Here is a 13,422-nt window from a genome sequence, read left to right as displayed (position 1 = left end):
TTGGGGCCGCTTCGCGCCCCAGCGGGAGCAAGCTCCCTCGCCACAGGGGGTGAGTCTGTCTCATCAGAACTCTTGGTGGGCGGGCAGCACCGGTTTCTTGGCCTGGAAGGCATACCCTTGTTGACCGTCCAGCACCTTGTTGGCGCGCTGGATATCGATGTCTTTTTCCCAGCGGGCGATGGCCACGGTGGCGACGCAGTTGCCGATCAGGTTGGTCAGCGCCCGGCCAATGCCCATGAACCAGTCCACCGCCAGCACCAGCACCAGGCCCACCACCGGAATCGCCGGGATTGCGGTGAGTGTCGCCGCCAGAATCACCAGTGCCGAACCCGGAATCCCGTGGGCGCCCTTGGAGGTGATCAGCGACACCAGCAGGATGGTCAGCAGGTCGGTCATCGACAGCGGTGTGCCGGTGGCATTGGCGATAAACACGATGGCCAGGGTCAGGTAGATCGAGAAACCCTCGAGGTTGAACGAGTACCCGGTCGGAATCACCAGGCCCACGGTGGAGCTGCCAATGCCAAGGTGTTCCAGTTTACGCATGATCTGTGGCAACACGGCATCGGAGGACGCGGTGCCCATCACGATCAACAGTTCTTCCCGCAGGTACTTGAGCAGCGGCATCATCCGCAGGCCCGACAGGCGCATCACCAGCCCCAGAATCACCGCGACGAACAGGAAGCACGTAAGGTAGAACAGGCCCACCAGGCTGCCCAGGTGTTGCAGGGAATCCAGGCCGTAGGTGCTGGTGGTGAAGGCGATGGCGCCGAACACGCCGATGGGCGCCAGGCGCACGATCATGCCCATGATGCGGAAGATCACGTGGCTCAGCTCGTTGATCAACCGCGAGATGCCGGAAGCGGCTTCGCCCACCAGGTTCAGCGCGCTGCCGAACAACACGGAAAACAACAGCACTTGCAGCACGTTGTTGTCCGCGAAGGCGCCGATCACCGAGTTGGGGATCAGGTCCATCAGGAACTGGCTGGTGCCCTTGATGTGTTGGCCGCGGTCTGCCAGTTCATTCAGGCCGGCAGACGACAGTTGCTCGAGGTGGATATTGGCGCCGGTGCCGATCCCGGTGCTGAAGGCCATGATCAGGCCGATCACCAGGGCCACGGTGGTCAGTGCTTCGAAGTAGATCACCGACTTGAGGCCGATGCGCCCGACTTTCTTCAAGTCGCCGGCACCGGAAATACCGCTGACCACCACGCAGAATACGATCAGGCCAATCAGCATTTTGATCAGCTTGATGAAGCCGTCACCCAGGGGTTTGAGTTGCGAGGAGAATTCAGGGAGGGCGAGGCCGCAGATTATGCCGATCACCAGGCCAATCACGACTTGCAGGAAAATCGAACGCGAGCACCATCTGAGCATGGGAAGGATCTCTATTCGGTGCCCTGGTGGGTCCAGGGCTTAATTGTTGTGGTCTGACCGGTATGTCCAGTGCGGGGCCAGTCTACGCTCGGTTTTTTTCAAGTCGCAAGTAAATATTACGCGGATGGCAGGTCCCGGTCTGACCAGTTGGTCCGCAAGGTTCGTACTTGAGCGGTTGGCGGCCCGGAATTTTTTTCGCTTATCATCCCGGGCTTGGTTCACTGGGTGAGTTATGGATATTCCAGGATTGATCACGGACGCGGCGGGCGTCACCAGCTGTACGTGGCGCACGGCGGCGCCGGAGTACCCGGATTACCACGACCACGAATGGGGCGTGCCGGTGGCCGATGACATTGCGCTGTACGAGAAGATTTGCCTGGAGGGTTTTCAGGCGGGCATGGCGTGGATCACCATCCTGCGTAAGCGCGAGGCGTTTCGGCGGGCGTTCGAGGGCTTTGATTTTCGCCGGGTGGCGCAGTACACCGAGCAGGATATCGAGCGGCTGATGGCCGACCCGGGTATCGTGCGCAATCGCGCCAAGATCGTGTCCACCATCAACAACGCCCGGCGCGCCTGTGAGCTGGTGGATGAGACCGGTTCGCTGGCGGCGTGGCTGTGGTCGTTTGAACCGGCCGCCGATGAGCGCCCGGCGGTGGTGGACATGGCGTACTGGACGGCCAACCCCACGTCAGTCGCGTCAACACGTTTGTCCAAGGCCCTGAAGAAACGTGGCTGGAGCTATGTGGGCCCGACCACGATGTATGCGTTCATGCAGGCGATGGGCATGGTCAACGACCACCTTGAAGGCTGTATCTGCCGGCCTCGAATCGAACATCTGCGCCACCACTTCAAACGACCCTGAGCCACTGACTGTGCGCGGTTAAAACTGTGGGAGCTGGCTTGCCGGCGATGGCGGTGGATCAGCAAACACAACTGTGTCTGATGCACCGCCATCGCAGGCAAGCCAGCTCCCACAGGAGGGTGCGGTGGCGCGGGTTAGTGGGGCAGCGGCGTGAGCACGTCGGCCTTGTCATCCATCACCATCACTACCAGCAGTTTCGCCGGTTGGGTCTGGCTGGCATTGCTGGATTCAAAGTGCCGCGAGCCGGCAGGTTCATAGAACGACTGGCCGACCTTGTAGGTGATCGCCTTTTCATCGTTGACCCGCGAGGTGATTGCACCTTCCAGCACATAGGCCACGGCCGTGCCGGTGTGGCTATGGGGCACGGTGGCCTGGCCCGGCGCATAGTCCACGGTGAGCATCACGGTTTTCTTGCCGGGGACGTTGGCCAGGGCGTGTTCCTGCAACACGTTGATCTTTTCCTGGTTGTACACCGGGTCGTGGGCAAAGGCGCTTAACGAGGCCAGCAGCAGGGTGGTGCCGAGCAGTACTTTCATGGTGAGGCTCCGAGTGAGTCGAGACCCGTTCACCCTAGGCCCCGATCCGGATTTGACCAATAGCCAATCCGGCGGAAATTCCCTCAGCCAATCTGTCGCAGGATATCCCGCACCACGTCCAGCGCCGGGTCAATGTCCAGGGTTTCGATCGCGCCAAACCCGATCTTCAGTCCCTCGCGTACCGGTGTGTCGTGGAAAAACACGCTCAGCGGATAGAGCCCCACGTCAGCCTCCCGTGCCAATTGGGTGAGCTGCGGAATATTCACCGGCACCTTGCACAGTGCGGCCAGATGGAACCCGGCCACGGTGGGCACCACGTCGAACCACGGCGAGAGGTCCCCCGCCAGGCGCTGCAGAATCCGTTCCCGGCGCCCGGCATATACCCCATGGCAGCGCCGAATGTGCTTGAGCAGGTAGCCTTCGCTGATGAACTTGGCCAGGGCCCATTGCGGCAGGGTGGAGCTGTGCTGGTCGGTGAGTTGCTTGGCCTTGAGCACCGCGCCGAAAATTGCCGGCGGCAACACCGTGTAGCCCAGGCGCAACTCCGGCAGCAGGGTTTTCGAGAAGGTCCCGACGTAGGCGACCACGCCGCGGGTGTCCATGCTTTGCAGGGAGTCGGTGGGGCGGCCCTCGTAGCGGAATTCGCTGTCGTAGTCATCCTCGATCACGATGGCGCCCAACGCCAGCGCACGTGCCAGCAACGCCTCACGGCGCGGCACGCTCATGGGCATGCCCAGGGGGAACTGATGGGACGGTGTCACGTAGATCAGCCGCGTGCCGTCGGGAATCAAGTCGACCCGCAGGCCGTGTTCGTCCACCGGCACGCCCACCACGGTCGCCCCCATGGCGTCGAACATCAGTCGCACCGGGGTGTAGCCGGGGTCTTCCATGGCGACGACGGTGCCCGGTTCCAGCACCACGCGGGCGATCAGGTCGAGCGCCTGCTGGGCGCCGTTGGTGACTACGATGTCGTCTTCGCTGCACCTGACCCCACGGGAAAATGCGATATGCCCGGCGATTGCACTGCGCAGGGCCGGCAAGCCTTCCGGCCGGCTGTAGAAGCCGCTGTCCTGTGAGATACGGCGCAAGGCATCGAGGGTGCAGCGCCGCCATTCATCCTGGGGGAACTGGCTGCGGGCGGTGGCACCGCCGATAAAGTCCCGGCTCGGGCGGGTTTCACGGTTGGGGTGACCCATGGGCGCGGGAAGGGCCTGCCACTTGGCCAGGTTGGCGGCGCAGGCAAGGTCGGCGGCACTTTGCAGGTGTTCGCGGCGCGTGGCCCAGGCGTTGACGAACGTGCCACGGCCGATCCTGCCGACCAACAACCCTTCGTAGGTCAGCGCCGCGTAGGTGTCTGAGACTGTCTTGCGCGACACGCCCAGTTGCAGGGCCAGCAAGCGGCTGGGAGGCAATTGCGACCCGGCCACCAGTTGTCCCGACTCAATGGCCGTGCGCAATTGCTGGTAAAGCTGTTCGGCCAGGTCCTTGCGGCCCTTGATAACGACGTGCAGTTCCATGTTTCATCCAGAGGCAAGCAATCACCCGCAAGATTACCGCAAGTCACCCGCCAGCCGAATCAGGACAGGAAACCACCGTCCACATTCAGCGATACACCGGTGGTGTAGCTCGACGCGTCGCTGGCCAGGTACAGCACCGCGCCGGCCATCTCGCTCGGGTCGGCCACGCGCTTGAGGGGGATCTGCGCCAGGGCCATTTTCAGGATCGAGTCGTTCTTCACCAGTGCCGAGGCGAACTTGGTGTCGGTCAGGCCCGGCAGCAGTGCGTTGCAACGAATGCCGAACGGCGCGCATTCCTTGGCGAAGACTTTGGTCATGTTGATCACGGCGGCCTTGGTCACCGAGTAGATGCCCTGGAATACGCCCGGCGAAATCCCGTTGATCGAGGCCACGTTGATGATGCTGCCGCCACCGTTCTCGCGCATCAGCTTGCCGGCTTCCACCGACATGAAGAAGTAGCCGCGGATGTTCACGTCGACGGTCTTCTGGAATGCGCCCAGGTCGGTGTCCAGCACGTTGCAGAACTGCGGGTTGGTGGCGGCGTTGTTGACCAGGATGTCCAGGCGGCCGAACTGTTCGCGGATCGCGGCAAACACGTTGGTGATCTGTTCCATTTCGCCGATATGGCAGGCAATTGCCGTGGCCTTGCCGCCGTCGGCGATGATCGCGTCGGCCACGTGCTGGCAGCCGTCGATCTTGCGGCTCGACACGATCACGTGGGCGCCTTGCTGGGCCAGCAACTTGGCGATGGCCTCACCGATACCGCGGCTGGCGCCGGAAACGAAAGCGATCTTGCCGTCGAGGTCGAACAGTTGGGTCTTGGACATGGTTTTTCCTTGAAGAGGGTCAGAGGGAAGACTGTTTGATGACATTCAGGCTCATCTGCTCAAGCAGCTTGTTCATGTGAATGAACTGCGCAAAGCGTTTGTCCTGGGTCTGGCCATGGAAGAAGCGGTAGTAGATCTGCTGCACGATGCCGGCCAGGCGGAACAGGCCGTAGGTGTAGTAGAAGTCGAAATTGTCGATCTGGATCCCGGAGCGTTCGGCGTAGTAGTCGACGAACTGGCGGCGGGTAAGCATGCCGGGGGCGTTGCTCGGCTGGCGGCGCATCAGTTGCACCGGGGCCGGGTCGGCCGCTTCGATCCAGTAGGCGAGGGTGTTGCCCAGGTCCATCAGCGGGTCGCCGAGGGTGGTCAGTTCCCAGTCCAGCACGCCGATGATCTGCATCGGGTTATGCGGGTCGAGGATCACGTTGTCGAAGCGGTAGTCGTTGTGGACGATGCTCGAGGTGGGGTGGTCGGCCGGCATCTTGTCGTTGAGCCAGGCACGTACCGCTTCCCAGCTGGGGGCGTCGGGGGTCAGGGCTTTTTCGTAGCGGTCGCTCCAGCCGCGAATCTGCCGCTCCACGTAACCTTCGGGCTTGCCCAGGTCGGCCAGGCCGCAGGCGCTGTAGTCGACCTGGTGCAGCTCGACGAACTTGTCGATAAAGCTTTTGCACAAGGCTTCGGTTTTCGCCGCGTCCAGGCCCAGTTCCGGCGGCAGGTCCGAGCGCAGGATGATCCCGTTGACCCGCTCCATCACGTAGAACTCGGCGCCGATCACCGACTCGTCGGTGCAGTGCACGTAGGCCTTGGGGCAATACGGGAAACCGTCCTTGAGCTGGTTGAGAATCCGGTATTCGCGGCCCATGTCGTGGGCGGACTTGGCCTTGTGGCCAAAGGGCGGGCGGCGCAGCACGAATTCCTGGCCGGGGTATTCCAGCAGGTACGTCAGGTTGGAGGCACCCCCGGGGAACTGGCTGATTTTGACGCTGCCGCTCAAGCCCGGGATATGGGCCTTGAGGTAGGGATCGATGAGGCTGGCATCAAGTTCTTCGCCGGGGCGAATCTGGGTCGATTGGTCATTAAGCGCCATGCTTATCCCTTCTGCTTATTCTTAAGGCCTTGGACTATTGGCTAATCTAATGCGCGCGGCCGCCGAGCCACAAGGTTGGGGCGGCTTAATAGGTTAGCGTGTTGGCCGATGATCAGCGGGCTTGATGTGCTCAGATCACCAGAACTGCGCGCCCGCCGGGGTTGCAGGACAGGTTGGCACCGATTTCGACTTTTGCCAGGTCGATGCCCAGGCCGGCGAGCAGGTTATTGACCAGCGGGTCGAGGAGCGGGCTGAGCAGTCCGGAGATGATGCCGCTGAGCAGATTCAGTACGCCGGTGACCAGGCCGACCACCAGGTTCAGCACCAGCCCAATCAGTCCGCCCTGTGTCGGTGGATGGTTGATCAACTGGATGCCATTGAGGGTGTTGCTCAAGCTGCCCACCACGTTGTTGGAACTGAAACTGAAGTAATCCGGGGGGCTTTTCAACTCGGGCGGCGACAGGTAAGTGTGGTTCCGGACGGTCTTGGCCACGCTGCTGTCGATCTTCAGGCTGATGCCACCCACGCCATACGGTTGCCGGGGATCGCAGACACCGTTGCTACAGGTCTTCACCCCAAGGTCGAGTAATGGGAATTCGTCAACGTTCAGTGGTGCTGTGGAGGAAAACAGGTTTTTTGGGTCGATCTGGCCCACCATCAGCCTAACCGCCGAGGTGGTACCGAGCACCGACAAGGCTTTGTCCGCAGGCCCGTTGCAGCGATATCCGGTGACCGTGCTGCTGCCGCTGGCGGCTTCCAGTGCTACATCGATTTGCTGGCCGATTTTGGGGTCAAAGGAGCTGCCTAACAAGATGCCCACCAGCGCCGTTACCCCGCCCAGTAAATCGTTCACCGCGCCGATTGCCGGCAGTTTCACCGAGATCAACGTCCTGACTTGCGCGGTCCTGACGTAGATCGGCTGGGTGGCGATCAGCTTGGGGTTACCTATGGCGGAAACCTGCGCCGGTTCAATGACCTTGGTCTTGACCGTGATATTCAGCAGTCCCAGCACATCCACCGGCAGCTCCACCGCGACCGCGTTGTACTTGTTCGACAGTTGCACAAACCCCTGGATCAGGTTGAACAGTTGCAGGTTAACGTCCAGGGCGCTCTTGTCGGTGCCGTTCTGGATGGTCAGCAGGTCGCCCAGGTGCAGGATCTTGGTGCCGGGTGCAATCAGCTTGATCGCTTCCAGGTTATTGATCACCACCTTGACCGCATCGCCCCCCAGCTTGAGTACATCTATCGCGGCCTGGATCAGATCGCCGACGCTGGCGTCGGTCTTGAGCAACTCGTCGTAGTTGCCGGCGCTGACCTTCAATTGAATCGCCAGCGCGTCCAGGTAACTGAGCAGGTTGATATCGGTATTGATCAGGCCCTTCCAGCCCACCGCGTCGAGTTGCAATTTGCCCCCCAGCAGTCCGCCGATCAACGCATTGAGTGCGGCGGACTTGGTGCTGTCCACGGTCAGCAAGGTGCTGCGGATGGTCAGTACGGCCACCGGTGGCGCGGGCACGGCGGCCACGGCCACTGCCTGCAACCGGATGGTCGGCTCGAAAGGGCCGGTGGAGAGCAGCATGAACAGGCGGTTGGCGATACTGGTGACGACGCGGTGGGTGGCGATGACCTGGATCGCATCGGACCTTGAGGGATTGGGGCTGAAGGCGCGCATGAAGTCAGCCCCGGTGACCAGGGTGCCACAGGTGGTCGCCAGGGTACGGTCTTCGTTCAGCGGGAAATCATTGCGGGCTGCGCTTTGGATCGCGAATTGCGCGGCGTTGGTATTCGGCGTCACGCAGGCGCCGCCGCGGGTGACCACTTCCAGCGCCGCGGTGTCGGCAACCCGTTGCAGCTTGCGCTTTTCCAGGTACAGCCGGCCGCTGTCGACCACCAGCAACAGGAACAACAGTGCGATCCCCAGGGTCATCGCACCCATCAGTCCTATTGCGCCGCGTTGGCGGGCCGAGCCGGGTCCTTGGCAAACCATCCTGCGTTCCTTCGCCGGTCCAGTACCGGCATCCTGAGTATCCCCTCAGGCAGTGTAGTCAGGTTTTGCAAGGATTCATGGCTATTGGCCATTATTTTCGCGGAGGCAGTGCTACGGGCGTCAGCACAGGGCGGCCGGCAAAGTATTCCAGCAGGTTGTCCGCCACGCGCTGCACGGTGTCATGGGCGGCTTCCGGCGACAGGCCGGCGACGTGGGGCGTGAGCACGGTATTGCTGAGGCGCTTGAGTGCGTCGGGCACGTTGGGTTCATCGTCGAACACGTCCAGTGCCGCGCCGCCGATGCGCCGTTGCTCCAGGGCGGTAATCAGGTCGGCGGTGACCACCACGCTGCCACGGCCGATGTTCACCAGGAAACCGTTGGGCCCCAGTGCGTCGAGGGCCTGGCGGTCGATCAAATGTCGCGTGCTGGCGCCGCCCGGGGTGGCCAGGATCAGGAAGTCCGAGGCCCGCGCCAGTTCCACGGCGGTGGCGCAGTAGGTGTAGTCCACATCTTCGCGGGGCTGGCGGTTGTGATAACTCACCTCCATGCCAAAACCCAGGGCGGCCCGCTTGGCGATTTCCAGGCCCACGGCGCCCAGGCCGAGAATGCCCAACTGTTTGCCGGCCAGGGAAGGGCGCATTATCTTGGGCCATTCGCTGCGCCGTACTGCTGCGTCCGCCCGGGGAATGTCCCGCACCAGGCACAGCAACAACGCCATGGCGTGGTCGGCCACCGACGGCGCATTCACCCCGGCGCCATTGGTGACCACGATTCCACGGTTGCTGGCGGCTTGCAGGTCCACGTGTTCATACCCGGCGCCGATCACGCAGATGATCTCAAGCAGCGGCAGCGCGGCGATTTCCTCGGCGTACAGGCCCAGCGGGCCACGGGTCAGCACCGCCTGGACCTGCCCGCCGTGGGTCTTGATGGCCTTGGTGCGTTCGGCCGGGGTGGGCGCAAGAATCACGTGAAAGCCATTGCCTTCGATGATCGGCAGGTAGTCGTTGATGGTTTCAACCAGGACCAGAACGGTGACGGGCATCGGAAGGTTCTTCCTGAAGGATTAGAGGCTTGGATTATGCGGGATTTGTAGTCCCGATCGTTTCTTTACCGCAGAAAAATTTCATTTCTCACCAGCCTAATCTGATTTTCCAGACCGCTCGTCCCAGGCCTTTTTACTGCAGCAGACTTCGACGACTTTCCTTAGCAGAGACGTCATGGATGCATGTTCCTGCCACCTCCGAAATCGTCGAGTGGACCTCTTATGGCTACAAGCACAGCCCATCAAAAAACCTAGCTTGGGAAGATATTGTCAGCAGCACCCGATACGGCCCGGCCAAATACAAGCCCGGTATAAATATTGAAAAGCTTGAGCGAGAAGCCTATAAAAATGGAGTGCCAAGCACTCATGCAAAACCCTGGAAACTCAGGGAGTATCCGCAAGTCATAGGTGCCAGTGATGGCAAGCCCAGTTACTGGGTTCGAATTGAGTCAAGCGCGGGCGTCATACATGGTCATCCGATTTCCGAGCAGGAATTCAGGAGGTTAACAAGTTGATCTCACTAGGCTTTATTGACGGAAACGTCACCCATGATGATCTCTCCATCTTGCAGGATGGGGCGATGGAGAGTCAGGTTCACCTGTTGAAAGAGGACATGCTTCAGGTTGAATACGCCGGTGGGCTTATATTGGATGTCGGCTGGTACCCCTCCTTCGATACCCATGGTGGGTTCCGCATCAATGTAATAAGAAATTACGACTGGGACCGCCCAGTGATTGCGTTAACGGCGCACGCAGCCGGTGATCTGGTGGAGCAACTGGCTGTTGCGCAGAGCGCGATCAATGGCGAACTGCGCAACGTATTGAGAACCTCGGCTTAGATAAAGCTCCAGGCTTTAGAAGCAGATATCGTCAGCTTTCACACGCTGCACAAATGCCCCGGCCAAGGTTGCGTTATGGTGCTCGATAATCGATGCGGCCGATAACGCCGGAGTGTCCATGCAAGTATGGGCATCCTCCGGCAGCAGCACCGAGAACCCCAGCTCCACGGCCACTCGGCACGTCGTGTCGATGCAGTACTGGGTTTTCATCCCGACGATCACCAGTTCATTCACCTGTGCCGCCGCCAGTTGCTGCGACAGCTCGGTGCCGAGAAAACAGCTGGGCCGGGTTTTATTGAAAACCGTGTCGCGAGCTTCATCAACCTCCAGTGCTGGCCATAGTTGCCAAAACGGGCTGCCCACCTCGATGGGCGAACCCGCAGGGCCGGTGTGACGTACAGCGAAAACCGGCACGCCAGCGTGTCGGGCGCGCTGAATCAGCTGGTTGATGTTGTCGAGTACGCGCTGGCGTTCGTAGGGTTTTTCCGGACCATCGTACAGACCGGTCTGCATGTCGATGATCAGCAGGGCGGGGCGCTTGTTGTCAGGCATGGTACTGCTCCTTGTGTTTGCCGGATGGCGGAGCAATAAAAAGGCCCCGTCCATTGCTGGCGGGGCCTTGGGTAAATCCGGGTGGCTTAGTTTGCGCGCCACTCACCGCTACCACACGACCCGCCGGAAGCGGTCGTGGTGGTGGTACGGGTGAGGGCCAGCTGAATAAGGTTCATGGGCCGATCATGCTGGCGCTGGCGTTTGCCTGTCAACGCGTCAGCCGAGGTTTTTTTCCGGGATCAGGAGATTCCTGGCGGCAGCGAGGAATTCATCAGACAGGCCGTTGCCTTTGGTCGCACGGGCCAGGGTGAGGGCGCCGACCATCGTCGCGTACTGGGCAATGGCGGCCTGCCGGTCACCTTCGGGGGTTCCGGTGGCCTGGGTAGCGGCCAGGATGCCCATGGACGCTTCAAAGCCCCGGATAAAGCTGCGTTGCAACGCGCTGTCGGCGGCTTCATGGCACATCTCCCCGGCAAAAGCCGCAACCGGGCAACTGTCCCCGGGGTTGTCACGATTGGCGGCCGACAGATACGGATCAATCAACGCCAGGCGCGCAGCCTCGGGATCAGGGCTTTGCTCGACCCTGGCCTGCCAGCGCTCGCTCGATTGCTCGAATGCCCGGTTGCAGGCTTCCGTGGCCAGTGCCTCGCGGGACTCGAAGTGCCCGTAGAAACCGCCATGGGTCAGCCCTGCAGCCGCCATCACGTCCGACACGCTGATGCCATGGATGCCCCGCTCACGAAACAGCCGCGTGGCGGCCTCGACGATGATTTCGCGGTTGAGTTCGGCTTGTTTGCGGGACACGCGTGGCATCGAGGGCTCTCTGGATCAGGTGGTGGCAGTGATGGGTGGCATCATAAAACGTTTAGCTGGCGTACTGCGCGATCCCGTTGCCGAACGACCAGTTTTCCTTCTTGACCTCCACCAGGCTGATAAACACATCTTCCAGGCGCACCGCCAGTTCACGGTTCAAGCTCTCGGCGATGGTCTTGTACAACAGCTTTTTCTGCTCGGTGCTGCGGCCTTCATTCAGGGTGATCTGGATGATCACCAGGTTGTCGGTGCGCTGGATGCCCAGGTACTCCGGGTCATAGATGAAGTGGTGTTCATCGTGTTCGGTGAGGATCTGGAAGTTGTCGTGCTCAGGCACGCCGATAGCCGTGTGCATGGCGTTGTAGATCAATACGCCGACGCGCTTGGCGTAGGTGACGTCGGGGTTTTTCCGAAGGTCGATGCGCACGATTGGCATGGCAGGTAGTCCAGTGAGGGGCGTGCTTTAAAAATACATGACGTGATGAATTTATAAAATAGATTTCTTATGAAATGTAAAATTGACCCTGCCGGAAACGTCTTCAATCCTCTGCACTGCACAACCATTCCTCAGCTAAGTCTTTGCTTCTTCAAGCGAATCCCGGACAATCGCGCCCCTGTTTCGGTCGTGGCGCTGCCTGTCAGGTTTTTCTGACTCGTCTCGACTGAGTGAATGCGGAGATCCGAACGGATGAATGATCAGGCCAATAGCGTCGACGAACGCTACGCAACGACACCTGCAACCCTCACAAGCTGGAGCCGCCAGGACACCACCTGGATGCTCGGCCTGTTCGGTACGGCCATCGGCGCCGGCACCTTGTTCCTGCCGATCAACGCGGGCCTTGGCGGTTTCTGGCCGCTGGTGATCCTCGCGCTGCTGGCATTCCCGATGACGTTTTTCGCGCACCGTGGCCTGACCCGCTTTGTGCTCTCGGGCCGTGAAGGCTCGGACATCACCGACGTGGTCGAAGAACATTTCGGCCTCAAGGCCGGCGCCGCGATCACCTTGCTGTACTTCTTCGCGATCTTCCCGATCCTGCTGATCTATAGCGTGGCGCTGACCAACACCGTCGGCAGCTTCATGGAGCATCAACTGCACATCGCGCCACCACCGCGGGCGATCCTGTCACTCGTGCTGATCCTCGGCCTGCTGGCCGTGGTGCGTTGCGGCGAGCAGGTGATCGTCAAGGCCATGAGCCTGATGGTGTATCCGTTTATCGTCGCCTTGCTGTTCCTCGCCGTGTACCTGGTGCCGCACTGGAACGGCGGCATCCTCAGCACCGCCAGCACCGTGCCGGCCCCGTCGGCGCTGCTGCACACGCTGTGGCTGGCGATTCCGGTGATGGTGTTCTCGTTCAACCATTCGCCGATCATCTCGGCCTTTGCGGTGGACCAGAAGCGCCAGTACGGCGAACACGCCGAGGAACGCAGCTCGCAGATCCTGTCCCGGGCACACATCCTGATGGTAGTGATGGTGCTGTTCTTCGTGTTCAGTTGCGTACTGACCCTGTCGCCGGCGCAACTGGCCGAAGCCAAGGCGCAGAACCTGTCGATCCTGTCCTATTTGGCGAACCACTTCAGCAACCCGACCATCGAGTTCGCCGCGCCGCTGATCGCGTTTGTGGCGATTGCCAAGTCGTTCCTGGGCCATTACATCGGCGCCAGTGAAGGCCTCAAGGGCCTGGTGCTCAAAAGCGGCCGTCGCCCGGCTGCCAAGACTCTGGACCGCATGACGGCTGCCTTCATGCTGGTGGTGTGCTGGATCGTCGCGACCCTCAACCCTAGCATCCTCGGCATGATCGAGACCCTGGGCGGGCCGATCATTGCGTCGATCCTGTTCCTGATGCCGATGTACGCGATCCGCAAGGTACCGGCGATGGCCAAGTACCGTGGCCAGGCGTCCAACGTGTTCGTCACGGCGGTGGGCCTGGTGGCGATTACCGCGCTGATTTATTCGCTGGTGTCCTGACAGCACCCGGTTTCAGTGCAA

Annotated in this window: 14 protein-coding genes; 4 read left to right on the top strand and 10 right to left on the bottom strand. The window is 61.1% G+C overall.

Annotated features, from left to right (window positions below):
- Positions 1–63 precede the first annotated feature (63 nt).
- Entirely contained in the window at positions 64–1,374 is a 1,311-nt protein-coding gene (locus HX805_RS17840) for a C4-dicarboxylate transporter DctA (RefSeq protein WP_177117130.1), read from the bottom strand.
- Positions 1,375–1,606: 232 nt separating this feature from the next.
- Here HX805_RS17840 and HX805_RS17835 point away from each other — a divergent pair, with 232 nt between their 5' ends.
- Positions 1,607–2,236, top strand: coding sequence for a DNA-3-methyladenine glycosylase I (locus tag HX805_RS17835; protein WP_177117129.1), 630 nt, complete (start codon positions 1,607–1,609; stop codon positions 2,234–2,236).
- A 134-nt stretch (positions 2,237–2,370) separates the two neighbouring features.
- Here HX805_RS17835 and HX805_RS17830 read toward each other — a convergent pair whose 3' ends face one another.
- The 6 genes from HX805_RS17830 to HX805_RS17805 all read right to left on the bottom strand — a co-directional run bounded on the left by HX805_RS17830 (position 2,371) and on the right by HX805_RS17805 (position 9,232).
- A complete protein-coding gene (locus HX805_RS17830) occupies positions 2,371–2,772 on the bottom strand; it encodes a cupin domain-containing protein (RefSeq protein WP_003210770.1) in 402 nt (133 codons plus the stop codon).
- Positions 2,773–2,855: 83 nt separating this feature from the next.
- Positions 2,856–4,289 (bottom strand): PLP-dependent aminotransferase family protein, encoded by a 1,434-nt coding sequence (locus tag HX805_RS17825; protein WP_102604666.1) that lies wholly within the window; start codon positions 4,287–4,289, stop codon positions 2,856–2,858.
- 59 nt (positions 4,290–4,348) lie between these two features.
- Entirely contained in the window at positions 4,349–5,116 is a 768-nt protein-coding gene (locus HX805_RS17820) for an SDR family oxidoreductase (RefSeq protein ID WP_003210776.1), read from the bottom strand.
- Positions 5,117–5,135: 19 nt separating this feature from the next.
- Complete coding sequence (locus HX805_RS17815) at positions 5,136–6,203, bottom strand: phosphotransferase family protein (protein ID WP_003210778.1); 1,068 nt, start codon at positions 6,201–6,203, stop codon at positions 5,136–5,138.
- 130 nt (positions 6,204–6,333) lie between these two features.
- Positions 6,334–8,190 (bottom strand): pilus assembly protein TadG-related protein, encoded by a 1,857-nt coding sequence (locus HX805_RS17810; RefSeq protein ID WP_177117128.1) that lies wholly within the window; start codon positions 8,188–8,190, stop codon positions 6,334–6,336.
- Positions 8,191–8,281: 91 nt separating this feature from the next.
- Positions 8,282–9,232, bottom strand: coding sequence for a 2-hydroxyacid dehydrogenase (locus tag HX805_RS17805; protein ID WP_102369274.1), 951 nt, complete (start codon positions 9,230–9,232; stop codon positions 8,282–8,284).
- Positions 9,233–9,261: 29 nt separating this feature from the next.
- On the opposite strand from HX805_RS17805, the gene HX805_RS17800 reads away from it, so the two are divergent.
- Both HX805_RS17800 and HX805_RS17795 read left to right on the top strand, forming a co-directional pair.
- Complete coding sequence (locus HX805_RS17800) at positions 9,262–9,747, top strand: hypothetical protein (protein ID WP_177029357.1); 486 nt, start codon at positions 9,262–9,264, stop codon at positions 9,745–9,747.
- On the top strand, positions 9,744–10,070 hold the full coding sequence (locus HX805_RS17795) for a hypothetical protein (RefSeq protein WP_003210784.1): 327 nt from the start codon (positions 9,744–9,746) through the stop codon (positions 10,068–10,070). Before HX805_RS17800 ends, HX805_RS17795 begins: the two co-directional genes overlap by 4 nt.
- Positions 10,071–10,085: 15 nt before the next feature.
- Here HX805_RS17795 and HX805_RS17790 read toward each other — a convergent pair whose 3' ends face one another.
- The 3 genes from HX805_RS17790 to HX805_RS17780 all read right to left on the bottom strand — a co-directional run bounded on the left by HX805_RS17790 (position 10,086) and on the right by HX805_RS17780 (position 11,871).
- Positions 10,086–10,622, bottom strand: coding sequence for a cysteine hydrolase family protein (locus HX805_RS17790; protein ID WP_087692888.1), 537 nt, complete (start codon positions 10,620–10,622; stop codon positions 10,086–10,088).
- A gap of 216 nt (positions 10,623–10,838) precedes the next feature.
- Positions 10,839–11,435 carry a TetR/AcrR family transcriptional regulator gene (locus HX805_RS17785; RefSeq protein ID WP_102369272.1) on the bottom strand — a complete coding sequence of 199 codons (597 nt, stop codon included), beginning with the start codon at positions 11,433–11,435 and terminating at the stop codon, positions 10,839–10,841.
- A 52-nt stretch (positions 11,436–11,487) separates the two neighbouring features.
- Positions 11,488–11,871, bottom strand: a complete 384-nt coding sequence (locus tag HX805_RS17780) for a tautomerase family protein (RefSeq protein WP_003210790.1) — start codon at positions 11,869–11,871, stop codon at positions 11,488–11,490.
- A gap of 252 nt (positions 11,872–12,123) precedes the next feature.
- On the opposite strand from HX805_RS17780, the gene HX805_RS17775 reads away from it, so the two are divergent.
- Complete coding sequence (locus tag HX805_RS17775; RefSeq protein WP_102604662.1) at positions 12,124–13,401, top strand: serine/threonine transporter; 1,278 nt, start codon at positions 12,124–12,126, stop codon at positions 13,399–13,401.
- Positions 13,402–13,422 lie beyond the last annotated feature (21 nt).

The organism is Pseudomonas sp. G5001, assembly GCF_013385475.1.
GTDB lineage: Bacteria > Pseudomonadota > Gammaproteobacteria > Pseudomonadales > Pseudomonadaceae > Aquipseudomonas.
Note: the sequence above shows the minus strand (reverse complement) of the source record. Positions and strands in the feature narration are given on the sequence as shown.